Origin of the sequence: Alcaligenes sp. SJTW-7 (assembly GCF_047716895.1) — a bacterium.
Lineage (GTDB): Bacteria > Pseudomonadota > Gammaproteobacteria > Burkholderiales > Burkholderiaceae_B > Alcaligenes > Alcaligenes ammonioxydans.
Genome location: NZ_CP136682.1, coordinates 2149603 through 2169390, shown reverse-complemented (window position 1 = coordinate 2169390; position 19788 = coordinate 2149603). Strand labels below are relative to the sequence as shown.

At 56.5% G+C, this 19788-nt stretch carries 22 protein-coding genes; 11 read left to right on the top strand and 11 right to left on the bottom strand.

What is annotated here, in order from left to right; translation table 11 throughout:
• Window positions 1-43: 43 nt before the first annotated feature.
• Window positions 44-871, top strand: coding sequence for an AraC family transcriptional regulator (locus RSQ48_RS09735; RefSeq protein WP_003799594.1), 828 nt, complete (start codon window positions 44-46; stop codon window positions 869-871).
• On the opposite strand, the gene RSQ48_RS09730 is transcribed toward RSQ48_RS09735, so the two are convergent.
• Together RSQ48_RS09730 and crcB are read right to left on the bottom strand one after the other, a co-directional pair.
• Window positions 820-1572, bottom strand: a complete 753-nt coding sequence (locus RSQ48_RS09730) for a glutamine amidotransferase (protein ID WP_336579447.1) — start codon at window positions 1570-1572, stop codon at window positions 820-822. The two genes, RSQ48_RS09735 and RSQ48_RS09730, sit on opposite strands and share 52 nt — an antisense overlap.
• On the bottom strand, window positions 1569-1955 hold the full coding sequence (gene crcB, locus RSQ48_RS09725) for a fluoride efflux transporter CrcB (RefSeq protein WP_003799599.1): 387 nt from the start codon (window positions 1953-1955) through the stop codon (window positions 1569-1571). The genes RSQ48_RS09730 and crcB overlap by 4 nt, the downstream gene beginning before the upstream one ends.
• A gap of 200 nt (window positions 1956-2155) precedes the next feature.
• On the opposite strand from crcB, the gene RSQ48_RS09720 reads away from it, so the two are divergent.
• The 3 genes from RSQ48_RS09720 (at window position 2156) to RSQ48_RS09710 (ending at window position 4935) form a co-directional block, all read left to right on the top strand.
• Window positions 2156-3808, top strand: a complete 1653-nt coding sequence (locus RSQ48_RS09720) for an acyl-CoA synthetase (protein ID WP_003799601.1) — start codon at window positions 2156-2158, stop codon at window positions 3806-3808.
• A 74-nt stretch (window positions 3809-3882) separates the two neighbouring features.
• A complete protein-coding gene (locus tag RSQ48_RS09715; protein WP_003799603.1) occupies window positions 3883-4368 on the top strand; it encodes a YajQ family cyclic di-GMP-binding protein in 486 nt (161 codons plus the stop codon).
• A 48-nt stretch (window positions 4369-4416) separates the two neighbouring features.
• A complete protein-coding gene (locus tag RSQ48_RS09710) occupies window positions 4417-4935 on the top strand; it encodes a GNAT family N-acetyltransferase (protein WP_235587616.1) in 519 nt (172 codons plus the stop codon).
• Window positions 4936-4980: 45 nt separating this feature from the next.
• Here RSQ48_RS09710 and RSQ48_RS09705 read toward each other — a convergent pair whose 3' ends face one another.
• The 7 genes from RSQ48_RS09705 to RSQ48_RS09675 all read right to left on the bottom strand — a co-directional run bounded on the left by RSQ48_RS09705 (window position 4981) and on the right by RSQ48_RS09675 (window position 11774).
• Window positions 4981-6237, bottom strand: a complete 1257-nt coding sequence (locus RSQ48_RS09705) for a Zn-dependent hydrolase (protein ID WP_165477514.1) — start codon at window positions 6235-6237, stop codon at window positions 4981-4983.
• A gap of 2 nt (window positions 6238-6239) precedes the next feature.
• The gene (cysK, locus tag RSQ48_RS09700) at window positions 6240-7232 is read right to left on the bottom strand and encodes a cysteine synthase A (RefSeq protein WP_003799608.1); all 993 of its coding nucleotides are present in this window, start codon (window positions 7230-7232) and stop codon (window positions 6240-6242) included.
• 14 nt (window positions 7233-7246) lie between these two features.
• On the bottom strand, window positions 7247-8155 hold the full coding sequence (locus RSQ48_RS09695; protein ID WP_003799609.1) for a DMT family transporter: 909 nt from the start codon (window positions 8153-8155) through the stop codon (window positions 7247-7249).
• Entirely contained in the window at window positions 8148-8894 is a 747-nt protein-coding gene (locus RSQ48_RS09690; protein ID WP_165477513.1) for a YqcI/YcgG family protein, read from the bottom strand. Before RSQ48_RS09690 ends, RSQ48_RS09695 begins: the two co-directional genes overlap by 8 nt.
• A gap of 34 nt (window positions 8895-8928) precedes the next feature.
• Entirely contained in the window at window positions 8929-9729 is an 801-nt protein-coding gene (locus RSQ48_RS09685; RefSeq protein WP_003799611.1) for an arginase family protein, read from the bottom strand.
• A gap of 342 nt (window positions 9730-10071) precedes the next feature.
• Complete coding sequence (locus tag RSQ48_RS09680; protein WP_003799612.1) at window positions 10072-10833, bottom strand: ABC transporter permease; 762 nt, start codon at window positions 10831-10833, stop codon at window positions 10072-10074.
• Entirely contained in the window at window positions 10830-11774 is a 945-nt protein-coding gene (locus RSQ48_RS09675; protein WP_003799613.1) for an ABC transporter ATP-binding protein, read from the bottom strand. The genes RSQ48_RS09680 and RSQ48_RS09675 overlap by 4 nt, the downstream gene beginning before the upstream one ends.
• Before the next feature lie 61 nt (window positions 11775-11835).
• Here RSQ48_RS09675 and tadA point away from each other — a divergent pair, with 61 nt between their 5' ends.
• From tadA to RSQ48_RS09645, 6 genes are all read left to right on the top strand, one after another.
• Window positions 11836-12384: a tRNA adenosine(34) deaminase TadA gene (tadA, locus tag RSQ48_RS09670; RefSeq protein WP_415301728.1), complete on the top strand. Its 549-nt coding sequence runs from the start codon at window positions 11836-11838 to the stop codon at window positions 12382-12384.
• Window positions 12385-12424: 40 nt separating this feature from the next.
• Window positions 12425-13387, top strand: coding sequence for an LD-carboxypeptidase (locus RSQ48_RS09665; RefSeq protein WP_059317570.1), 963 nt, complete (start codon window positions 12425-12427; stop codon window positions 13385-13387).
• A gap of 63 nt (window positions 13388-13450) precedes the next feature.
• On the top strand, window positions 13451-15049 hold the full coding sequence (locus tag RSQ48_RS09660) for an ABC-F family ATPase (protein ID WP_003799616.1): 1599 nt from the start codon (window positions 13451-13453) through the stop codon (window positions 15047-15049).
• Between the two features lie 8 nt (window positions 15050-15057).
• Entirely contained in the window at window positions 15058-15654 is a 597-nt protein-coding gene (locus tag RSQ48_RS09655; protein ID WP_003799618.1) for an IMPACT family protein, read from the top strand.
• Window positions 15655-15855: 201 nt separating this feature from the next.
• Entirely contained in the window at window positions 15856-16398 is a 543-nt protein-coding gene (locus RSQ48_RS09650; protein ID WP_131070626.1) for a peroxiredoxin family protein, read from the top strand.
• A 24-nt stretch (window positions 16399-16422) separates the two neighbouring features.
• Window positions 16423-16686, top strand: a complete 264-nt coding sequence (locus tag RSQ48_RS09645; protein WP_059317571.1) for a DUF2024 family protein — start codon at window positions 16423-16425, stop codon at window positions 16684-16686.
• A 62-nt stretch (window positions 16687-16748) separates the two neighbouring features.
• Here RSQ48_RS09645 and trxA read toward each other — a convergent pair whose 3' ends face one another.
• Window positions 16749-17129 carry a thioredoxin gene (gene trxA / locus RSQ48_RS09640; protein WP_039943056.1) on the bottom strand — a complete coding sequence of 127 codons (381 nt, stop codon included), beginning with the start codon at window positions 17127-17129 and terminating at the stop codon, window positions 16749-16751.
• A gap of 120 nt (window positions 17130-17249) precedes the next feature.
• The gene (locus RSQ48_RS09635; RefSeq protein ID WP_131070625.1) at window positions 17250-18542 is read right to left on the bottom strand and encodes an NCS2 family permease; all 1293 of its coding nucleotides are present in this window, start codon (window positions 18540-18542) and stop codon (window positions 17250-17252) included.
• A gap of 187 nt (window positions 18543-18729) precedes the next feature.
• Here RSQ48_RS09635 and tsaD point away from each other — a divergent pair, with 187 nt between their 5' ends.
• On the top strand, window positions 18730-19788 hold the full coding sequence (gene tsaD / locus RSQ48_RS09630; RefSeq protein WP_039943057.1) for a tRNA (adenosine(37)-N6)-threonylcarbamoyltransferase complex transferase subunit TsaD: 1059 nt from the start codon (window positions 18730-18732) through the stop codon (window positions 19786-19788).

Below are 19788 nucleotides of genomic sequence, written 5' to 3'. Positions count from 1 at the left end.
CACTTTACCGTAGACTTTTTTGGGTGTTTATCGCTAAACGGATATGGATTATCGACAAACGGACATTCTGCAACCCGCCGAGCGGATTCCAGAGAGTTTGCAGCAACTGCGGTATCTGCCCAGACCACTCTATGGTCAGGAACGTACCTTGCCCAATCAGGCCATTGCGCGCCCGCATCGTCATCCTTGGGTGCAATTCTCTTATGCGCTGACCGGTGTGATTGAGGTGCGCACGGCCAGTGGGCGTTTCATGGCACCGCCCCAGCAGGCGGTCTGGGTGCCAGCAGGCGTCGAGCATGGGGTACGCAGTTCACCCGATGCCCAGATTCGCAGTCTTTATATTGATGTCAGCGCCTTGCCGCAGGCACCCCTTGCGTGTCGGGTGGTGGCGGTGGACCGCTTATTGCGGGAATTGATTCGCGAGTTTAGTTTATTGCCGGTCCTGTATGAGCGAGAGGGGGCGCAAGGGCGTTTGGTACAGGTTCTGCTCGATCGCCTGTTGGCCGCCCCTGAAAGCGGTCTGATTCTGCCCTGGCCATCGGACTCACGCTTGTTGCAGGTTTGTGAGCAGCTTCAGGCTCAGCCAGCGGTCGATTGGAGTTTGCACGAGCTGGCTGAGCAGCAAGGTTTGTCAGAAAAAACGCTAAGCCGTCTATTCCGGCAACAAACTGGTTTGACTTTTCGGGTGTGGCGCCAGCGCCTGCGCGTCATGAGCGCCTTGCCCTTGTTAGAGCGCCACGAGCGCGTGACTGATGTAGCCTTGGCCTGTGGCTACGAAAGCATGTCGGCTTTTGTGGCGGCATTTCGAGACTTGATGGGTCAAACGCCGGGCGAGTTTTTCCGTCGCCCCTTGGGCCCGCTGGATGAGTAAGTCCGCACAAAATGACAGAGCAGGCGGTGGGCGTCGGGCGTGTCCTGGATCGGGTCGGCCAGTGCCTGTGGGTCGATGCCTTGTGCTCTCCAGAAGTCGGCCTTGCGCAAGACACAGTAGCGCAGCAAGCCGGCGAAAAATTCGGGGTGAAACTGGACCGACCATTGCGATGGGCCATAACGCAGGATTTGATGAGGGTCCTGCGCGGAACGACCCAGCACTTCTACGTGATCGGGCAGGCTCAGCACACTTTGTTGATGGGTGAGCAAGGCAGGAAATTGCATGGGCAGGTCTGCCAGCAGTTCATGGTGTTGCGCCTGCTCTGAGAGCTGGACAGGTAAATAGCCCACCTCAGCGCCTTTTGGAGCGTAATCGACGCGTCCACCCAAGGCATGAGCCATCAGTTGATGACCGTAACAAATGCCCAGCAGAGGCATTTGAGTCCGATAACGCTCACGAATCCAGGCGGCCAGGTTCTCGCTCCAGTCAAGACGATCAGTGACCATGTTCCAGGAACCGCTGATCACCACAGGGTCCGGGCAGTCTGCAGCGGGCAAGGCTTTATCCTGATGCACACGCCAGGTACGGATGTTGACCGGCAGTGTTTGCAGTGCACGTTTGAACCAGGCGTTCTGATTGCCAAAGCGCTGCTCAACATCCGGCGGAGGTGAACCGGCCTGAAGAAAATGGACGTCCATCATGCTTGCCCTCGAAACAGGCTCCACGTGACCATGCCCAAGCCCAGCATCAGTAAAGAACCGATGACATGAACGGCAATGCCGCCCAGTGCCCACAGATAGCGCTGCTGCATCATTAAGGTCATGATCTCGGCAGAGAAGGTGGAAAAGGTAGTCAGGCCACCCAGAAAGCCGGTCATGACAAACATGCGCCAGCCTTCGTGACCCAGTCCCCACTGGTTGAAACAGGCCATGGCGATGCCCATCAAATAGCCGCCGATCAAGTTGGCCAGCAAGGTGCCTGGTGGCAAGGTGGGGAACAGGGTGTTGAGTGCCTGACTGAGGAACCAGCGTGCCAGCGCGCCCAGGGCGCCGCCGGCGGCAATATAAAGCATGGCTACGGGCATGAAAGGCCTTCGGGTAGGGGGGCAAACTGTCAGCGAGCAGTCAGCCGATCGCGATATATACCTTAGATAGCGTGTCATTATGCTCTTGTACAGCTGAAAAGGCGACCTTGCCCAAAGCGCTGTGTCCAGCTAATGTAAGAGCGCAATTATCAGACGGACCACCGTGAATTTCGGTTAGACCGCCCTTTTTTGGAGACTTTGTGGTGAGTATTTACGATCAGGATTTGCCCCAGACAGACGCCAACTATCGTGTTTTGTCGCCGCTGGATTTCATCGAGCGCAGTGCTTTTGTCTACCCTGACTACCCGGCTCTGGTTTACGGGCCCGCCCAAGACGGTATCAAGATGAGCTGGTCGCAACTGTATGCCCGCACCCGTCAGTTGGGCAGCGCGTTGTCCAAGGCCGGCATCGGCAAGGGCGATACCGTGGCCGTGATGCTTCCCAACACGCCTCCCATGGTGCAGGCACATTTCGGCGTACCCATGTGTGGTGCCGTTTTGAATACGCTCAATACCCGTCTGGATGCCAGTACCATCGCCTATATGCTCGATCATGGTGAAGCACGGGCCGTGCTGGTCGACAGCGAGTTTGCCGCCGTCATGAAGGAAGCCTTGAGCCTGCGTGAGAGCAAAGCGCCCATCCTGGTCATTGATGTGGTGGACCCCTATTTCGACCAAGGGGCCGAAGGGATCGGTTCGCAAACTTATGAAGCGTTTGTGGATGGTGGAGATCCAGATTACGATTGGCAACTGCCGGCCAACGAGTGGGACGCGATTGCCCTGAATTACACCAGTGGCACAACGGGCAAGCCAAAAGGCGTGGTCTATCATCATCGGGGGGCGTATCTGGGGGCGCTGTCCAACGTGCTGGAATGGGACATGCCCAAGCATGCCGTCTACTTGTGGACCTTGCCCATGTTCCATTGCAATGGCTGGACTTTCCCTTGGGTGATCGCGGCCCGTGCCGGTGTGAATGTCTGTTTGCGTAAAGTGGAAGCGCAGGCCATGGTCGACAATATGGTCGATTACGGTGTTACCCATTACTGTGGCGCGCCCATCGTGCACTCCTTGCTGGTCAATGCCGATGAAACCCTGAAGTCTCGTTTGCCCAAAGGCGTGTCCGCTATGGTGGCGGGTGCGGCTCCACCGGCCACCATGATCGAGGGCATGGAGCGCATGGGTTTTGCGCTGACCCATGTGTATGGGCTGACCGAAACCTACGGTCCGGCGTCCGTCTGTGCGCAGCACGCTCCCTGGAATGAGCTGGGCATCCAGGAGCGTGCGCAGCGCAACGCCCGACAGGGGGTGCGTTATCACCTGCAAGGGGCGGTCAAGGTTCTGGACCCGCAAACCATGCAGCCGGTTCCGGCAGACGGTCAGACCATGGGTGAGATCATGTTCCGCGGCAATATCACCATGAAGGGGTATCTGAAAAACCCCGAGGCTACCCAGGAATCCTTGGGAGCGGGGTGGTTTCATACCGGCGATCTGGCGGTGTGTGAACCCGATGGCTATGTGCGCATCAAGGATCGTAGCAAGGACATCATCATTTCCGGGGGCGAGAATATTTCCTCCATTGAAATTGAGGATGTCATGTACCGGCATCCGGCGGTGCAGGCGGCGGCCGTCGTTGCCCAGCCCGACGAGCGCTGGGGCGAAGCGCCGCATGTCTATGTCGAACTGCGCCCTGGCGCCCAGGTCACGGTCGAGGAGTTGCGCGCGCATTGCCGGCAACACCTGGCTGGCTTTAAAATACCGCGATATTTCAGTTTTATGGAATTGCCCAAAACGGCAACCGGTAAAATACAGAAATTCGCGCTGCGTCAGCAGGCCAAGCAAGTCGCTTCGGACTGAGGCCGGCGTTATTTAAAAAGCACACAGGTCGCTTCGGGCGGCCTGTAGGCACTTATGGAACAGGACGGTTAGGAATGCCATCTTTTGACGTTGTATCCGAGGTCAACACGCACGAGCTGCGTAACGCAGTCGAACAGGCCAGCCGCGAGCTGGCCACCCGTTTTGACTTCAAAGGTACGGATGCCAAATTTGAACTTGAGGATGAAACCACGATTTTGCAGTCGGCTCCCAGCGTTTTTCAGCTCGAGCAGATGATGCAGATTCTGCGTGGCCGTATTGCCGCCCGTGGCATTGATGTGCGCTGTCTGGAAACCGAGAAGGTGCTGGAGAATGTGGCAGGTGCGCGTCAGAAAGTGAAGGTGCGTCAGGGGCTGGATCAGCCTACGTCCAAGAAGCTGATTGCCGCCATCAAGAATGCCAAACTTAAGGTGGAGACCCAGATTCAAGGCGAGAAGCTGCGCGTTACCGGCAAAAAGCGGGATGATTTGCAGGCGGCCATCGCTTTGTTGAAGCAGACCGATGTGGAACTGCCCTTGCAGTACGATAACTTCCGCGATTAAACCGAGTGAAATGGCACGGTGGTGATGTTGGGCCGCCGTGTAGCTGTTATGACCTTACAGATTGAGTTAATGCGTTTGCACGACCTGGACCAGGTGCTGGACGTTCAGGCCGATGTGTATGACGCAGATATTCTGGAAGACCGCCACTTTTATCAGAACCGTCTGGATCTGTCCCCCGAGAGCTGTTGGGTAGCACGTGACCGGGACGGTCAATTGCAGGGGTATCTGGTGTCTTATCCCTGGGCAGGGCTGTTACCTCCCTCGCTGGGAGACACGCTTGAAGAGTTGCCTTCGCTGGCCGATCAATGGTTCATTCACGATTGTGCCGTGCGACGCCATGGACAGGGCCGTGGCATTGCAGGGGCGCTGCTGCGTACCGGCCGGCAGTATGCGCGGCAACGGGGGTTGCGTCGGGGTAGTTTGGTGTCGTTGGGGCCGTCGGTCGACTATTGGCTCAAACGGGGGTATCAGCCTGTACAGGGCATGGAGCCCGCGGTCCTGGAAAACAAGCTGCGGCAATATGGGCAGCAAGCACGCTTTATGCATTGCTTGCTGCCTTTGGACTGAGCGGCCTGGAGGAGCCGGTCGGGCGGTGAAGCCCGTGGGGGCACCTTAGGTATTGGCCAGTTGCAGGGCGGTTTGCAGCAGGACATTGGCTCCCGCCTGCGCCCATTCCGGGGAAATCGCTTCCGATTCGTTATGGGAGACGCCGCCGACACAAGGACAAAAGATCATGGCGGTGGGCGCCACACGGGCAATCCAGGTGGCGTCGTGTCCGGCGCCCGACGTGATATCCATGTGTGGATAGTTCATGTCCTCAGCAGCCTGGCGAATGATTCCCGTCATGTCAGCATCAAATTCGACAGGATCGTAGTGGCCTATTTTTTCAATGGAGAAGGCCACGCCATGGGCATGACTGATCTCGCGGATTTTGTCCCTGACCAAAGTGCAGATCCGGTCGAATTTATGTTTGTCTGCCGCCCGTATATCGATGGTGAAGATGACTTTGGCGGGCAGAACGTTGCGGGAGTTGGGATAGACCTTGATCTGCCCCACGGAGCCGGCTGCATTGGGCTGATGGGCCATGGCAATGTGGTCGACCGCATCGATAATGCGTGCCATCGCCAAACCGGCGTTAGCGCGCATGGTCATGGGAGTGGAGCCGGTGTGAGCTGAACGTCCCGTCAAGGTCACCTCCAGCCAGGATTGGCCCTGACAGTGCGTGACCACCCCCACCGTTTTGTGCTGAGCCTCCAGAATGGGGCCCTGCTCGATGTGGTATTCCAGATAGGCGTGCATCGTGCGTTTGCCCACAGGTTCTGACCCTAGCCAGCCCAGACGCGTCAGTTCCTGGCCAAGCGTGATGCCCGCCTGGTCTTTCAGGCCATGTGCATACTCCAAGGAATAGACCCCTGCAAAGACGGCTGAGGCGAGCATGGAGGGGGCGAAGCGGGAGCCTTCCTCGTTGGTCCAGTTGCTGATGACGATCGGGCGTTGAGTACGGATGCCATGATCATTAAGGGTGCGTACTACTTCCAGACCGCTTAATACGCCCAGGACGCCATCGTATTTCCCGCCCGTCGGTTGGGTATCCAGATGAGAACCAATATAGATGCCAGCTGCCTGCGGGTCGCTGCCGGGCCGACTCGCAAAGAGGGTACCCATTTGATCGACCGTAACGGACAGACCGGCCTGTTGACACCACTCTACGAACAGCTTGCGTCCTTTATCGTCTTCGTCGGTCAGGGCTTGTCGATTGCAGCCTCCAGCAATGCCTGGGCCGGTTTCGGCCATTTTTTCCAGTGAGTCCCACAGTCTGTCAATATTGATGCGGACTGTTTCGGTGTTGGCGCTCAAGGCGGTGCTCATGATCAGGCCTCGCTGTTTTCAAGGGTTTGCAGGGCCGATTCCCAGTATCGGATGCCAGGGTCGGTTTCCAGCTGACCCAGCTCATTGAACAGTTCGGTGCTGAGATAGCGCTCGCCGGTATCGGGAGCCATAGCCAGGATGACACTGCCAGGTGCCGCAGATTGAGCCAGTCGCATTGCTGTCGCAATGGTGGCGCCCGCCGAAATGCCCACCAGAATTCCTTCCTTGGCGGCCATGAGCCGGGCGGTTTCCAGGGCTTGTTGCCCAGTGATCGTTACCAGCGAATCGATGACATCGCGATCGAGCAAGCTGGGGACAAAATCCGGCGTCCAGCCCTGGATCTGATGGACTTCCCAGTGACCTTTAGCCAGGATCTGGGCGTTCTCGGGCTCGGCCACGACAATGTTGATGTCTGGTCGAGCCAGCTTCAGCATTTGCCCCACGCCGGTCAGCGTTCCGCTGGTTCCAAAACCCGTCACCAGATAGTCCAGTCGTTTGCCGGCGAAGTTACTGAGAATCTCGGAGGCGGTCGTCATGCGGTGATAACTGGGATTGGCTGGGTTTTCAAATTGCCGGGGCCGGAACCAGCCATTTTCTAGGGCCAGCTCATCCGCGATTTTATTGCCGCCGCTGCTGCCCAGATGCCCCGGAATCAGAATGACCTCGCCGCCCAGCGCCCGAATCAGTTTGCGGCGTTCCATTGAATAGTTATCCCCCATGACGGCGATGAACTTGTAGCAGCGTGCGGCGGCCACCATGGCAAGCGCGATCCCGACATTGCCCGAGGTGCATTCGATGATGGTGTCTCCGGGCTTGAGCTCACCCTTGGCCTCCGCGTCCAGGATGACCGACAGGGCCAGCCGGTCCTTCACCGACCCACCCGGGTTGAACGATTCGAGTTTGACGAAAAGCTCAACCCCTTCGGGGGCGGTGTTGTTGAGTTTGACGATGGGCGTGTTGCCGATCGTGTCCAGAATGGAATGATGGATTGTCATAGGGATGAGAGGGTTTATTGTGTTTCTTGACGGCTGAATAATTTGAAGGGGAACTTCAAATTCTGCGTGGAGGCATAGCTGCTCAGGAAAATCATGAAAATCCCGGCAATTTGGAAACCGTTCAGGCTTTGATCGTAGAACTGATAGTCAATGAAGATGGCGACGGCCGGGTAGATGAACGTCATGATGGCAATGGTGCTGGCCGGCAGTTTTTTATAGGACGAGTACATCAAGACATAGGTCAAGCAGGTGTGCACCAGGCCGAGCGTGACCAGACAGGCCCATTGAGTCGGGGTGATCGTTCCCACAGTCTGTAGTTCGGCAAAGGGGAAAAGCACGAAAATTCCTACCACCAGCTGTATCAGGGTGACGATAAACGGCGAAATCTGAGACAGGAACTTGACGAGGACGGCGGACAAGGCCCATAACACGGCAGCGGAAAGAGCCAGCAGTGTTCCCCATAGTTGGGCGAAGGACAGCGAGTCGTAGGTCTGGGCAAGATCGGCGACCAGCGCTACCCCTACAAACGCAATAAGCATCCAGAACAGTTTGGATTTTTCGGTCTTTTCCTTGAAGATGACCGACCAGATGATCAAAAAGAAAAAGGGCTGGGTGTGGTAGATCGTGGTGGAGGTCGAAATGGAGGCGACCTTGAAGGACTCGAACAGCAAAGCCCAGTTAAAGACCAGGAATATGCCGCTGGCAATAATGAGCATCAGGTTTCGGGCCGTAAGCTGGCTATCGCTGAATTTCTTGCTCGCCAGGCAGTAGATCAGCAGAAAAACCGAGCCCAGCAGGCATCGATAAAAGACGACGTTGTAGGCATTTTGACCCGATTCGATAACGAACAGGCCCACTGTGCCCATCATGATCATGGCGAGCAAGAGCTCTATCAGGCCTTTGTTTTTGTCATTGTTAGGCAAAATTTTCTCCCGTTTTTTTCTGTGTGAAAGGGCAGATGGCCGGACGCGGTACCTGCGGTTCTGAAAGTTGGTATTGTTTCCACTCCAGATTCTCGACGGTGCCGTAGGAACCGAGTTCCACCGGTCTGAAACCCTGGTTGTAGTCGGCGACCCGGTCCCTGATCCGTGTACGGGTGGCTTGGCCATCGGGTGTTTGCCCATTGGCAACCAGATCAAAGTTTCGGCGTGCATTGATCACGAATACAAGATGAGAGCCCAGGTTTCGGTTTTGCAGTTGAATGTGCTCCGGAGAGCTCATATTGATAAAGTATTCAATCCCGCAGAAACAAAAGCTCCAGCTGGCGTCATCGGGGTTGCGAGAGACGCTGTCCGGCCAAGGGGAGGGATCATGGCGATGCGCGTGATTGAGTGCTTCCCAACCATGGGCCAGCAGGCTGTGGCCATCGTGAAAATCCGGCGAGAAAACCACGAGCAAGGGATTGAACAGCCGCTCGCTTTCAGGGGTGGTGATGATGAACTCGGAATACGACTTCAGGCCCTGAATAAAATCCTCATACTCGTTGCCGGGTGATCCTTTATGACAGAACACCAGATAGAGGGACTGGATTTTCCATGCTTTCAGACTGAAGATGCAGGGGAAATCGGGATTTTGTATTTTTTGCTCGATTTCATTCCATGCTGTGTTTTCCCACGCCTGCATTGACGGCAGCTTCTCGTGCAGATCCTGCTGTGAAATCAACATTCTCTCCTCCCGGGGCGGTGTGACAGCAAGACTAGTTCAGTAAGTCAGTGACGAGGGTTTCAATATTGTTTAGCCACGGCTGGTTGTCGTCGTCCTGCGCGCTGAACTCGGCCAGCTCCAGACCTTTGACCTGATCAATCGGCAGGGCACGGAAAATGGCGCGCAATTGCTCCAGGGTGATTCCACCCTTGACTTTGTATTCGGCGGGCACGTTGCCGGGTTCCAGCACATCCCAATCCACGTGAATCCAGATTGGCGAGTCCCCAATCAGCGGAAGAATCGTCTCGGGCTTTACGTGGGCGGGTGGGATGACGCGAACGCGGTGCTGCTCCAGCAGGATCTGCTCGGCAGCGTCGATATCATGGGCGCCGACGATAATCACGTTCTCGGGAGGGATGGTGGCATCCAGCTCGGCGTCCCAGACTCCACAGACGGCGCTGACCACCATGCCACCCAGATATCCCGAATCGCTGCTGGTAGGGGTGTTGAAGTCGCCGTGGCCATCAAACCAAAGCAGCTTGATATCAGGATATTTTTTTACGACTTCAGGAATGGTGGCCAGGCTGGTGGGACAGGTGCTGGTGGTCAGGATGACCCGCTTGTTCTTGCTGAGCTCCTGGCTGAGGGCAGCGGCCATTTTTTCCAAGTGTGGACGGGCTTTATCCAGACTTTCAGGCCATTTGTCTTTTTCAGCCGGGCTGAGCTGACCGACTGTAATTTCTTTTTTGCCCAGTAAGGCCGCAAGATGCTGTGCTGTATAGCGGGAGCCTGCCAAGGTATTGTCAGTGCGGTCCGCAACACGGCCTTGCGAGCATAACAAGCTGATATCCATGAGGATCTATTCCGAAAAATCGTTGAAATGACTTTTCGATAGTATTTAGGCTTGTTATTACTGTCAATATTGTCCTGTGTCAAAAAAACAGGCCATATAAACACTTGATTTTTCTGGACTGATGGAAAAAATTTTAGCGTTATCAAGTGCGTTAATTATTGTTAATGGGCTAATAATTTACGGTATTTTCTAAGGATTCGACTTTCTTAATACTTGCTTAGCCGATTTTTGAGTTTCTATATATTTTTTTTGTATTGCCAGCGCCCGAAAAGTGGGTTTTATCGGGCCTGCCAGGACAGGCAGGCACCGGATTTTTCCCCTAGTAGCGTTAAGGCCGGTCTGTCAGGGGCGGAGTCGGTAGCCGGTCTTGAATATCCAGGCCGCTACGCCTAGAAAAAGGCTTAAAAACAGCAGTGTCATGCCCAGGCTGAGCCAGACATTGACGTCGGCCAGATCAAAAAAACTCCAGCGAAAACCGCTGATCAGGTACAGGACCGGGTTGAGCAAGGTCAGCTTTTGCCAAAACGGGGGCAGCATGTCGATGGCGTAGAAGGTGCCGCCCAAAAAGGTAAGGGGAGTCAGGATCAGCATGGGCACAAATTGCAGCTTTTCAAAGTTGTCGGCCCATATGCCGATAATAAAGCCCAGCAGGCTGAAGGTCAGGGCGGTGAGCACCAGAAAGGCCAGCATCCAGACCGGATGGGCAATCTCATAAGGGACGAAGAGCCTCGCGGTGATCAGGATGATGGCGGCCAGAAACAGCGATTTGGTGGCCGCAGCGCCGACAAAGGCCAGGGTAATCTCAAAATGGGAGATGGGGGCCGACAGGATCTCGTAAATATTGCGGGTAAAGCGCGGAAAGTAAATGCCGAAGGCTGCGTTCGAGACGCTGTGGGTCAGCACGGACAGCATGGTGAGCCCGGGCACGATAAATGCGCCATAAGAGATGCCGCCAATCTCATTGATGCGATGGCCAATGGCCGCACCAAACACCACAAAATACAAGGCAGTCGAGATCACGGGTGCCACAATGCTTTGCAGCAGGGTGCGACGGGTGCGTGACATTTCGTAGCGATAAATGGCCAGGATGGCGTACCAGTTCATGACTGTGCCCCTACAAACTCAACGTAAATATCTTCCAGACTGCGCTCCCGGGTGTGGATGTCGGTAATTCGCAAGCCGGCCTGTCCCACTGCCGCCAACAGGGCGCTCAAATCATGGTCCTGCTCGCGATTGGCCAAGGGGTATAACAAACTCATGCCATCAGCGGCCGCTTGCAGACCCAGGCCGGCCAAGGAGGCGGGCAGGGCGACCAACTGCTCAGCCAGATTCAGGAGCAGTGTTTTGCCGCCCAGGCGACGCATCAACTTGTCTTTGGTTTCCACCAATTGCAGCGAGCCTTTATTGATAAAACCGATACGGTCGGCCATCTCCTGTGCTTCTTCAATGTAATGCGTAGTCAAAATAATGGTGACGCCCTGGCTGCGCAGTCGTTTGACCAGGGCCCACATGCCTTGGCGCAAAGCCACATCCACGCCAGCGGTGGGTTCATCCAGAAAGAGGATTTCAGGTTCGTGCGAGAGCGCCTTGGCGATCAGGACGCGCCGTTTCATGCCGCCCGACAAGGTAATCAGGGGACTGTCTTTTTTGTCCCACAAGGACAAGTCTTTCAGAATCTGCTCAATCAGAGCCGGATCGGGCGCTTTGCCAAACAGGCCCCGGCTAAAGTTGACCGTATTCCAGACCGTCTCGAACGAGTCCGCGCTAAGCTCTTGTGGCACTAGGCCAATTTTCTGGCGGGCGCGTTTGTAGTCGCTCACATTGTCGGCGCCATCGACCTGCACGGTGCCGCTGCTGCGATTGACCAATCCGCAGATAATGCTGATGAGGGTGGTTTTGCCCGCACCGTTGGCGCCGAGCAAGGCAAAAATCTCACCTCGCCAGATATCCAGATCCAATGAGTGCAGGGCTTGATGCCCGTTCGCGTATTGTTTGCTCAGGCCTCGGACACGCAAAATAGCGTGAGAATCGGGAGTGTTGCGCATAGACAGTAAAATGCCCCTTTTGCTGGGCTGAGAGGGTTTGAATAACGCAATGGATATGACGATGCCAACTAGCTTACCACCGCAAACGCAGAGTGAGGTTTTGAGTGATGCCCAGGCCATGGCTTTGGCCCTGGAGCTGGCGCGGCAGGCAGCGAGCCTGGGAGAGGTGCCGGTCGGTGCAGTCTTGCTGGATGCAGACGGCAGACTTTTGTCCGTGGGTGCCAATCGCACCGTCTGCGATCATGATCCCACCCAGCATGCCGAGATCGTGGCTCTGCGGGCGGCAACGCGTAAAGTGGGTAATTACCGCCTGCCCGGAGCGAGCTTGTTCGTGACCCTGGAACCTTGCATGATGTGCCTGGGCGCTTTGATGCATGCGCGCCTGTCACGGGTGGTGTGGGCGGCGGCTGATCCCAAGACCGGGGTATGCGGCAGCGTGGAGTCCTTGCATTTGCATCCCACGCTTAATCATCACACCCGGGTGACAGGTGGGCTGATGGCCGACGAGGCCGCTCAGGCTTTGCGCGACTTCTTTCGCCAACGGCGCGAGCAAAAGAAGTTGCAAAAGCAGGGTCAGCAAGGCCAATCCTTGGTGGATGGCGCACCGTAGTCTGGCTAAAATAACAAACACTTTATTATCAAGGTTAATCATGAGCAGCCCCGAGCACGACCCTCACCATCATCACCACGAGCATGGCCAATGCCAGTGTGGGCAGCCGGACAGCTCGGGCATCTACCTGTTTTCGCCCTCTGGGCACCTCATGGAACCCCAACGGCTGGAGCTGGCCAGTCAACGACTGAAGCAACAGGGTTTTGCCGTGGATATCGACCCCGATGCCCTGGCCGTCCACGAACGCTTTGCCGGCACGGACGCTCAGCGTCTGGCCGCCGTGCAGCGCTCCTTGCAGCAGCCTCAGCCCATTGTGATGGCCACGCGAGGTGGCTACGGCCTGAGCCGCATATTGGGTCAGATCGATTGGCGTGCGGTGGCTGATAGTGGCAAGCGTTTTGTGGGCATGTCGGATTTCACGGCCTTCAATTTAGCGCTGCTTGCCCAGACCGGCGCCATCAGCTACACCGGGCCTACTGCGATTGCGGATTTTGGCGGAGAGGAAACGGATGAACTGACCACCGAGCTCTTTGGTGAGTTGATGCGTGGCGAGTTGGAGTTGTTCAGTTTTGAGTCCGAGGATTCGGATGCGGTCGACGGTCACGGTGTGCTGTGGGGCGGCAATCTGGCCCTGGTTTGCTCCTTGCTGGGCACCCCGTATTTCCCGCAGGTGGATGGCGGAATCCTGTTTCTCGAAGATGTGGGCGAAGCTCCGTACCGGGTCGAGCGCATGTTGACACAGCTTTGGCATGCCGGCGTGCTGAACCGTCAAATGGCGGTGGTGTTGGGTCGTTTCACTGCCTACAAGACAGGAGCTTCGGATAACGGCTTCGAGATGGAGTCGGTGGTGCGCTGGTTGCGTGAAACCGTCAAGGTTCCGGTCGTAACGGGACTACCTTATGGCCATGTGGAGGTCAAGGTTAGTCTGCCTATTGGGCAGGAAGTGGGTCTGGCCACCGAGGATGGCATGGCTTATCTGGTCCTGGATGAGCACGAGCACTAACGGATTTCGCGCCTGCTTGATACACTAGTGGGTTGAACTCAACCTTTTTCAAAGTACGTTTACGTGATCTCCACCGCTAATTTAACGATCCAGTTTGGTGCCAAGCCTTTATTTGAAAACGTCAGTGTCAAACTGGGCGGAGGCAACCGCTACGGCCTGATTGGTGCCAATGGATCGGGCAAGTCTACCTTCATGAAAATCATTGGCGGCGACCTGGAGCCAAGTGGGGGTAATGTATCGCTGGACCCCGGCGTGCGTCTGGGTAAGTTGCGTCAGGACCAGTTTGCCTACGAAGACCAGCGGGTGCTGGATGTCGTCATGATGGGCCACACCGAAATGTGGAACACCATGCAAGAGCGTGATGCCATCTACGACAATCCGGAAGCCACTGAAGAAGACTATATGAAGGCCGCCGAGCTGGAGGCCCGTTTTGCCGAGTACGACGGCTATACCGCCGAGAGCCGGGCCGGTGAATTGCTGATGGGCCTGGAAATTCCGGTCGAACAGCATCAACTGCCCATGAGCGAAATTGCGCCGGGCTGGAAACTGCGCGTGCTGCTGGCTCAGGCCCTGTTCTCCAATCCCGATATCCTGCTGCTGGACGAACCGACCAACAACCTGGATATCAACACCATCCGCTGGCTGGAAGATGTGCTCAACGGCTATCAGAGCACCATGATTATTATTAGCCACGATCGTCACTTCCTGAACCAGGTCTGCACCCACATGGCCGACCTGGACTACGGCGAGCTGCGTGTCTATCCCGGCAACTACGACGATTACATGCTGGCTTCGGTGCAGTCGCGCGAGCGTGTGCTGGCAGCCAATTCCAAGGCCAAGGAACGCATAGGGGAACTGCAGGACTTTGTGCGTCGTTTTGCGGCCAACAAGTCCAAATCCCGCCAGGCTACCTCGCGTCTGAAGCAGATTGGTCGTCTCAAGGCGGACACGATCGAGGTCAAGCCCTCATCGCGCCAAAACCCGTTTATTCGTTTTGAGCAGAAAAAAGTCTTGCACCGCCTGGCAGTGACGGTCGAGGGTTTGAGCAAATCCTATGACCATCCCGTTATCAAGAATTTTTCTGCCATGATTGAAGCGGGCGAGAAAATCGCGATTGTGGGTGCGAACGGCGTGGGTAAGACGACCCTGTTGCGCTTGTTGGCCGGCGATCTGGCCCCCGACAGTGGTTCGGTGGTCTGGTCCGAAAATGCCGATATCGGTTATATGGCGCAGGACGTCTCGGATGAGTTCGATACGGACGACAATGTATTTGACTGGATCAGTCAGTTCCGTCAGGCCGGCGACGATGATCAGTCTTTGCGCTCCGTACTGGGCCGCATGCTATTTTCAGCCGACGACATCATCAAGCCTGTGAAAGTACTGTCCGGTGGCGAGAAAAACCGCATGACCTTCTCCCGCCTGATGTTGGGCCGTCACAATGTCATGTTGCTGGACGAACCGACTAACCACCTGGACATGGAATCGATCGAATCCTTGCAGATGGCCCTGGAAAAGTTTGAAGGCACCCTGATTTTCGTGTCCCATGACCGTGAGTTCGTCTCCGGTGTGGCAACCCGCATTATCGAAGTGATGCCCGAAGGCCGTCTGGTGGATTACCGCGGCGGCTATGAAGACTACCTGGCCAGTCGCGAACAGGACTGAGGCTAGGGGTGGCGGTCTTTACCCTGCGTGAGCCCACCAGCTTCGAACAGGACATCAAAAAAAGCCGTTTTCTGGCTTTGGCTGCGCCTGTCGACAGTGCCAGCCAGGCCTTGGCCTTCTTTCAGGCCAGGGGTGTGCCCGATGCCACGCATAATTGCTGGGCCTACAAGATCGGGTCTGAATACCGCTTTAACGATGATGGCGAACCCGGCGGCACAGCCGGGCGTCCCATTTTGCAAGCGATAGAAGGCCAGGATTGCGACCGCGTCGCGGTGCTGGTCATTCGCTGGTTTGGGGGCGTCAAGCTGGGCACGGGTGGCCTGGTGCGTGCCTATGGCGGCGTCGCCGCTCAATGTTTGCGTCTTGCTGACAAGCAGGAACTGATTCCCATGGCCGCCTTGCGCTGCCGCTGTTCATTTGCCGATCTGGCCCTGGTGCAATCCCGTTTCGACAGTTTTGGCGTTCAGGTTCAGGACGAGCAGTTCGATGCAGAAGGCGTGCGCTGGCTATTGAATCTGCCGCTCGGGCATCAAGCAGACTTTCAGCAAGCCTTTATCAATATGACGCGCGGCCAAGGTGAATGCGAGCCTGTCGAACAGGCATAAATGATCGCTTTACGGCAGACTGGCTCTGGTCTGTTGTCGCTAGAGCGTCTGCTGCGGTTTTCTGGACGAAAAGGTATCTTTTCCAGACGATTGTCTCTCTGTGCCGTCCAGTCTGTGGCCATACTACCTCTCTGTGATTCCTTTTACGTCCTTATCCAGCCAGTGGGTTCGATTGGGTCCAGTCTGCATTGGGGGTACGTCATGACTTATGAAATTCATGCCAGCCAGTGGCTTAACACCTCGGCACCTTTAAGCCTGGCGTCCTTGCGGGGCCGGGTAGTGGTCGTCACCGCCTTTCAGCTGCTTTGCCCTGGTTGCGTCATCAACAGCCTGCCACAAGCCAGAAAACTCGATACTCTGTTTTCGCGTGATGATCTGCGCATCATCGGTTTGCATAGCGTGTTCGAGCACCACGATGTGATGGGGCCTGCCGCTTTGCAGGCTTTTGTTCACGAGTACCGTTTGAATTTTCCCATCGCCATTGACCAGCCCTCAGACACCGGCCCCTTGCCGCGTACCATGAAGGCATGGGGTTTGGGGGGGACGCCCTCAACGATCATCTTTGATCGAGACGGCAAGCTGGCGTTGAAAGAGCTGGGGCATCTGGATGATTTACGTCTGGGGGCCTTTGTCGGTCAGCTGATTGCCCGAAATACTCCTGTACAGGATAAGAAAGGGGAGGAGGCACAAGCGGTCGCGGACAAGAATGGTTCTGCATCTTGCGGGCCGACGTGTACCTACTGAGTTTTTTGCTGAAAAGGGTTTGTCATGAAGATTGCGGTGTTTGATACCTATGTGGTGCGCCCTGATGGGCGTCGCATGCACTTTGATATTTTGGTCAGTGACGACGCCAAGGATATGGACAAGGTGTTAAGTTATGGCCAGCGTTATCTGGCGGCCAAAGGGGTGAATGTGGAGAGTTTCACCTCGCGTGAATGTCGTTTTTGCCATACGGAAATCGCTTCGGCGCCGGTAGAGAACGAAATCAAACGGCGGGGCTTTGCCATCATTGAGCTGGAGAACTGCGAGTAGGCTTGCTGCAGACAAAAAAACGCCAGACTGCATGTCTGGCGTTTTTCTTGTTGGGAAGCCGATCAGGCTTGATCAGGCTCCTGGTTTTGCTGGGCGGCAATTTCAGCGTGGACCTTTTCCATGTCCACCGCCTTGACTTGTTCGACCAGGTCGTCCAGCTGGGCCGCCGACAGGGCGCCGGCCTGCGAGAACAGCAGAACGCGCTCGCGAAACACCATCAAGGTGGGAATGGAGCGGATACGCAGGCCCGCGGCCAGCTCCTGCTCTTCCTCGGTGTTGACCTTGGCAAACGTGACATCCGGGTGCTTGGCCGCTGCCGCGTCAAAGACGGGGGCAAATTGGCGGCATGGACCGCACCAGGGCGCCCAGAAGTCGATAATCAGTGGCTTGCCGTCTTCCACGGCGGCCTGGAATGTTTCTTCGTTCAGTTCGACGATGCTCATGGGGGAGCCTCCGCAATAAAAAAGCGGCTGATGGTGTTCAGCCGCTTCGTTAAACATGCGATCAGTGTACTCGTTTTCCAGACAGCCCTAAAGCGCCAGACGAATTTGCTGTAAGGTTTTTCATTCCGTAGCGATTGCGTACTTGATCACAAACAAGATGGCAACAATCAGCGTGGCCAGGTGAATACTGCGCCACCGGCCCGTGCTCAGCTTCAGGATCACATAGCTGATAAAGCCAAAGGCCAGACCATTGGCAATGGAGTAGGTGAACGGCATGGTCAAGGCGGCCAGCGCAGCAGGCACAGCCTCGGTCATGTCATCCCATTTCACTTCGGTAATTTCGCGCATCATCAAGCACGCTACGTACAGCAAGGCGGGGGCGGTGGCGTAACCGGGAACGGTCGCGGCCAGCGGCGAGAAGAACAGCGCCAGCAGGAACAGTACGCCAATGGTCAAGGCCGTCAGGCCCGTGCGGCCGCCGGCCTGCACGCCTGAGGCGCTCTCGACATACGCGGTGGTGCTGCTGGTGCCGAGCATGGAGCCGGCCACAATGGCGGTACTGTCAGCGAGCAGGGCGCGGCCCAGACGGTTGGGTTTGCCTTCTTCGATCAGACGGGCACGTTTGGCAACCCCGATCATGGTGCCGGTAGCGTCAAATACCTCAACCAGAACCAGCACCAGAATCACGTGAACAAAACCCGTGTGCAGGGCGCCCATGATGTCCAGCTGCATGAAGGTGGGCATGAGCGACGGAGGCGCGGAGACCACGCCGCCAAACTCGCTATGACCAGTCAGCATGGACAGAATGGTCACAGCTAGAATACCGATCAGGATCGCACCGCGTACCTTCAGTGCATCCAGGGCAGCAATGATAAAGAAGCCCAGAATCGCGTACAGGGCCGCGGGCTGGGTCAGATCACCCAGACCAATCTTGGTCGCGGGGTGGGCGACGACGATGCCCGAGTTCATCAGGGCGATCAGGCCCAGGAACATGCCGATACCGGCGGCAATCGCGCTTTGCAGGGATTTCGGGATGCCCCGGATCAGCCATGACCGGATGCCAGTCACCGTCAGGATCAGGAAGATGACACCCGAGATAAACACGGCGCCCAGTGCCTGTTGCCAGCTATAGCCCAGGGTTGCGACCACAGTGAACGCAAAAAAGGCGTTCAGGCCCATGCCCGGTGCCATGCCGATGGGCCAGTTCGCGACAAAGGCCATAATGAAGGTGCCCAGAGCGGCGGCCAGGCAGGTCGCTACAAAGATGGCATTGCGATCCATCCCGGTGGACGACAGGATGTCTGGGTTCACAAAAATGATGTAGGACATGGTCAGGAAGGTAGTAATACCTGCCAGGACCTCGGTGCGAACGTTGGTGCCGTGCTCAGCGAGTTTGAAGAGACGTTCAAACATGGGCAGCCTCCTTGTGATTATTAGGCGATCGGAGCGTGAGTGTATCGATGCGGGATTTTAACCACGAGTGTGCCACTGCGTCCCCCCCTTTTATGCGATGTATCGGCACAACCCCGATACTATCGGCTGGTTTCAATGAAGGGATAAATTCCTGTTTTCCCCAATACAGCAGGCTAAAATAAGTGCCATGAATATTCTTGGATTTGAAAGTTCCTGCGATGAAACCGGCGTGGCGCTGGTCAGTACGGAACAGGGCCTGTTGGCCCATGCCTTGCACAGCCAGATTGCCATGCATCGTGAATACGGTGGTGTGGTGCCTGAGCTGGCCTCTCGCGATCATATCCGCCGCGTCCTGCCCTTGACTCGTCAGGTCCTGGCCTCCTGTCAGATGCAACTCGATCAGGTCGATGCCATTGCCTACACCGCCGGTCCCGGGCTGGCGGGCGCCTTGTTGGTCGGGGCCAGCGTGGCGCAGTCGATTGCCTGGTCACTGAAAAAACCCACCATTGCCATCCATCACCTGGAAGGCCATTTGCTCTCGCCGCTTCTGGCAGAACCGCGACCGGAATTTCCGTTCGTGGCCTTGCTGGTGTCGGGCGGGCATACGCAACTGATGCGCGTCGACGGGGTGGGGCAGTATGAGCTGCTGGGCGAAACGCTGGACGACGCGGCTGGTGAAGCCTTTGATAAAAGCGCCAAGCTGATGGGTTTGGGCTATCCCGGTGGGCCAGCCTTGTCGCGCCTGGCCGAGCAAGGCGATGCCACGGTGTACGAGCTGCCGCGGCCCATGTTGCACAGCAAAGATCTGGATTTCAGCTTTAGTGGCCTGAAAACTGCCGTGCTGACTCGTTTGCGCAAGCTGGAGGCGCAGGAGGGAGGGGTAACGCAACAGCAACGTGCAGATCTGGCTGCTGGCACCGAAGCGGCCATCGTGGATGTATTGGCGGCCAAGGCGATCAAGGCCTTGAAGCAAACTGGTCTGAAGCGCTTGGTGGTGGCCGGAGGGGTGGGCGCCAACCGTCATTTGCGTGGCTATTTGCAAAAGGCCGTGGCGCGTCTGAAGGGCGAGGTATTTTTTCCGCCCTTGGAGTTTTGTACCGATAACGGGGCCATGATTGCTTTTGCGGCGGCGATGCGGGTCAAGCATGGCCTGGCCCGCCTGGACGATAGTCAGCATGGCTTTGCCATCCGACCTCGCTGGGATCTGGCCTGCGTCAATCAGTCCGTGTCCCAGCTGAAGCCCTGA

Coding starts and splice junctions, on each gene's coding strand:
- RSQ48_RS09710 (WP_235587616.1), top strand. CDS start 4,417: ATGACCTTACAGATTGAGTTAATGCGTTTGCACGACCTGGACCAGGTG.
- RSQ48_RS09705 (WP_165477514.1), bottom strand. CDS start 6,237: ATGAGCACCGCCTTGAGCGCCAACACCGAAACAGTCCGCATCAATATT.
- cysK (WP_003799608.1), bottom strand. CDS start 7,232: ATGACAATCCATCATTCCATTCTGGACACGATCGGCAACACGCCCATC.
- RSQ48_RS09635 (WP_131070625.1), bottom strand. CDS start 18,542: ATGTTTGAACGTCTCTTCAAACTCGCTGAGCACGGCACCAACGTTCGC.
- RSQ48_RS09735 (WP_003799594.1), top strand. CDS start 44: ATGGATTATCGACAAACGGACATTCTGCAACCCGCCGAGCGGATTCCA.
- tadA (WP_415301728.1), top strand. CDS start 11,836: ATGCCAACTAGCTTACCACCGCAAACGCAGAGTGAGGTTTTGAGTGAT.
- RSQ48_RS09665 (WP_059317570.1), top strand. CDS start 12,425: ATGAGCAGCCCCGAGCACGACCCTCACCATCATCACCACGAGCATGGC.
- RSQ48_RS09675 (WP_003799613.1), bottom strand. CDS start 11,774: ATGCGCAACACTCCCGATTCTCACGCTATTTTGCGTGTCCGAGGCCTG.
- RSQ48_RS09730 (WP_336579447.1), bottom strand. CDS start 1,572: ATGATGGACGTCCATTTTCTTCAGGCCGGTTCACCTCCGCCGGATGTT.
- RSQ48_RS09715 (WP_003799603.1), top strand. CDS start 3,883: ATGCCATCTTTTGACGTTGTATCCGAGGTCAACACGCACGAGCTGCGT.
- RSQ48_RS09645 (WP_059317571.1), top strand. CDS start 16,423: ATGAAGATTGCGGTGTTTGATACCTATGTGGTGCGCCCTGATGGGCGT.
- RSQ48_RS09650 (WP_131070626.1), top strand. CDS start 15,856: ATGACTTATGAAATTCATGCCAGCCAGTGGCTTAACACCTCGGCACCT.
- tsaD (WP_039943057.1), top strand. CDS start 18,730: ATGAATATTCTTGGATTTGAAAGTTCCTGCGATGAAACCGGCGTGGCG.
- RSQ48_RS09680 (WP_003799612.1), bottom strand. CDS start 10,833: ATGAACTGGTACGCCATCCTGGCCATTTATCGCTACGAAATGTCACGC.
- RSQ48_RS09685 (WP_003799611.1), bottom strand. CDS start 9,729: ATGGATATCAGCTTGTTATGCTCGCAAGGCCGTGTTGCGGACCGCACT.
- crcB (WP_003799599.1), bottom strand. CDS start 1,955: ATGCCCGTAGCCATGCTTTATATTGCCGCCGGCGGCGCCCTGGGCGCG.
- trxA (WP_039943056.1), bottom strand. CDS start 17,129: ATGAGCATCGTCGAACTGAACGAAGAAACATTCCAGGCCGCCGTGGAA.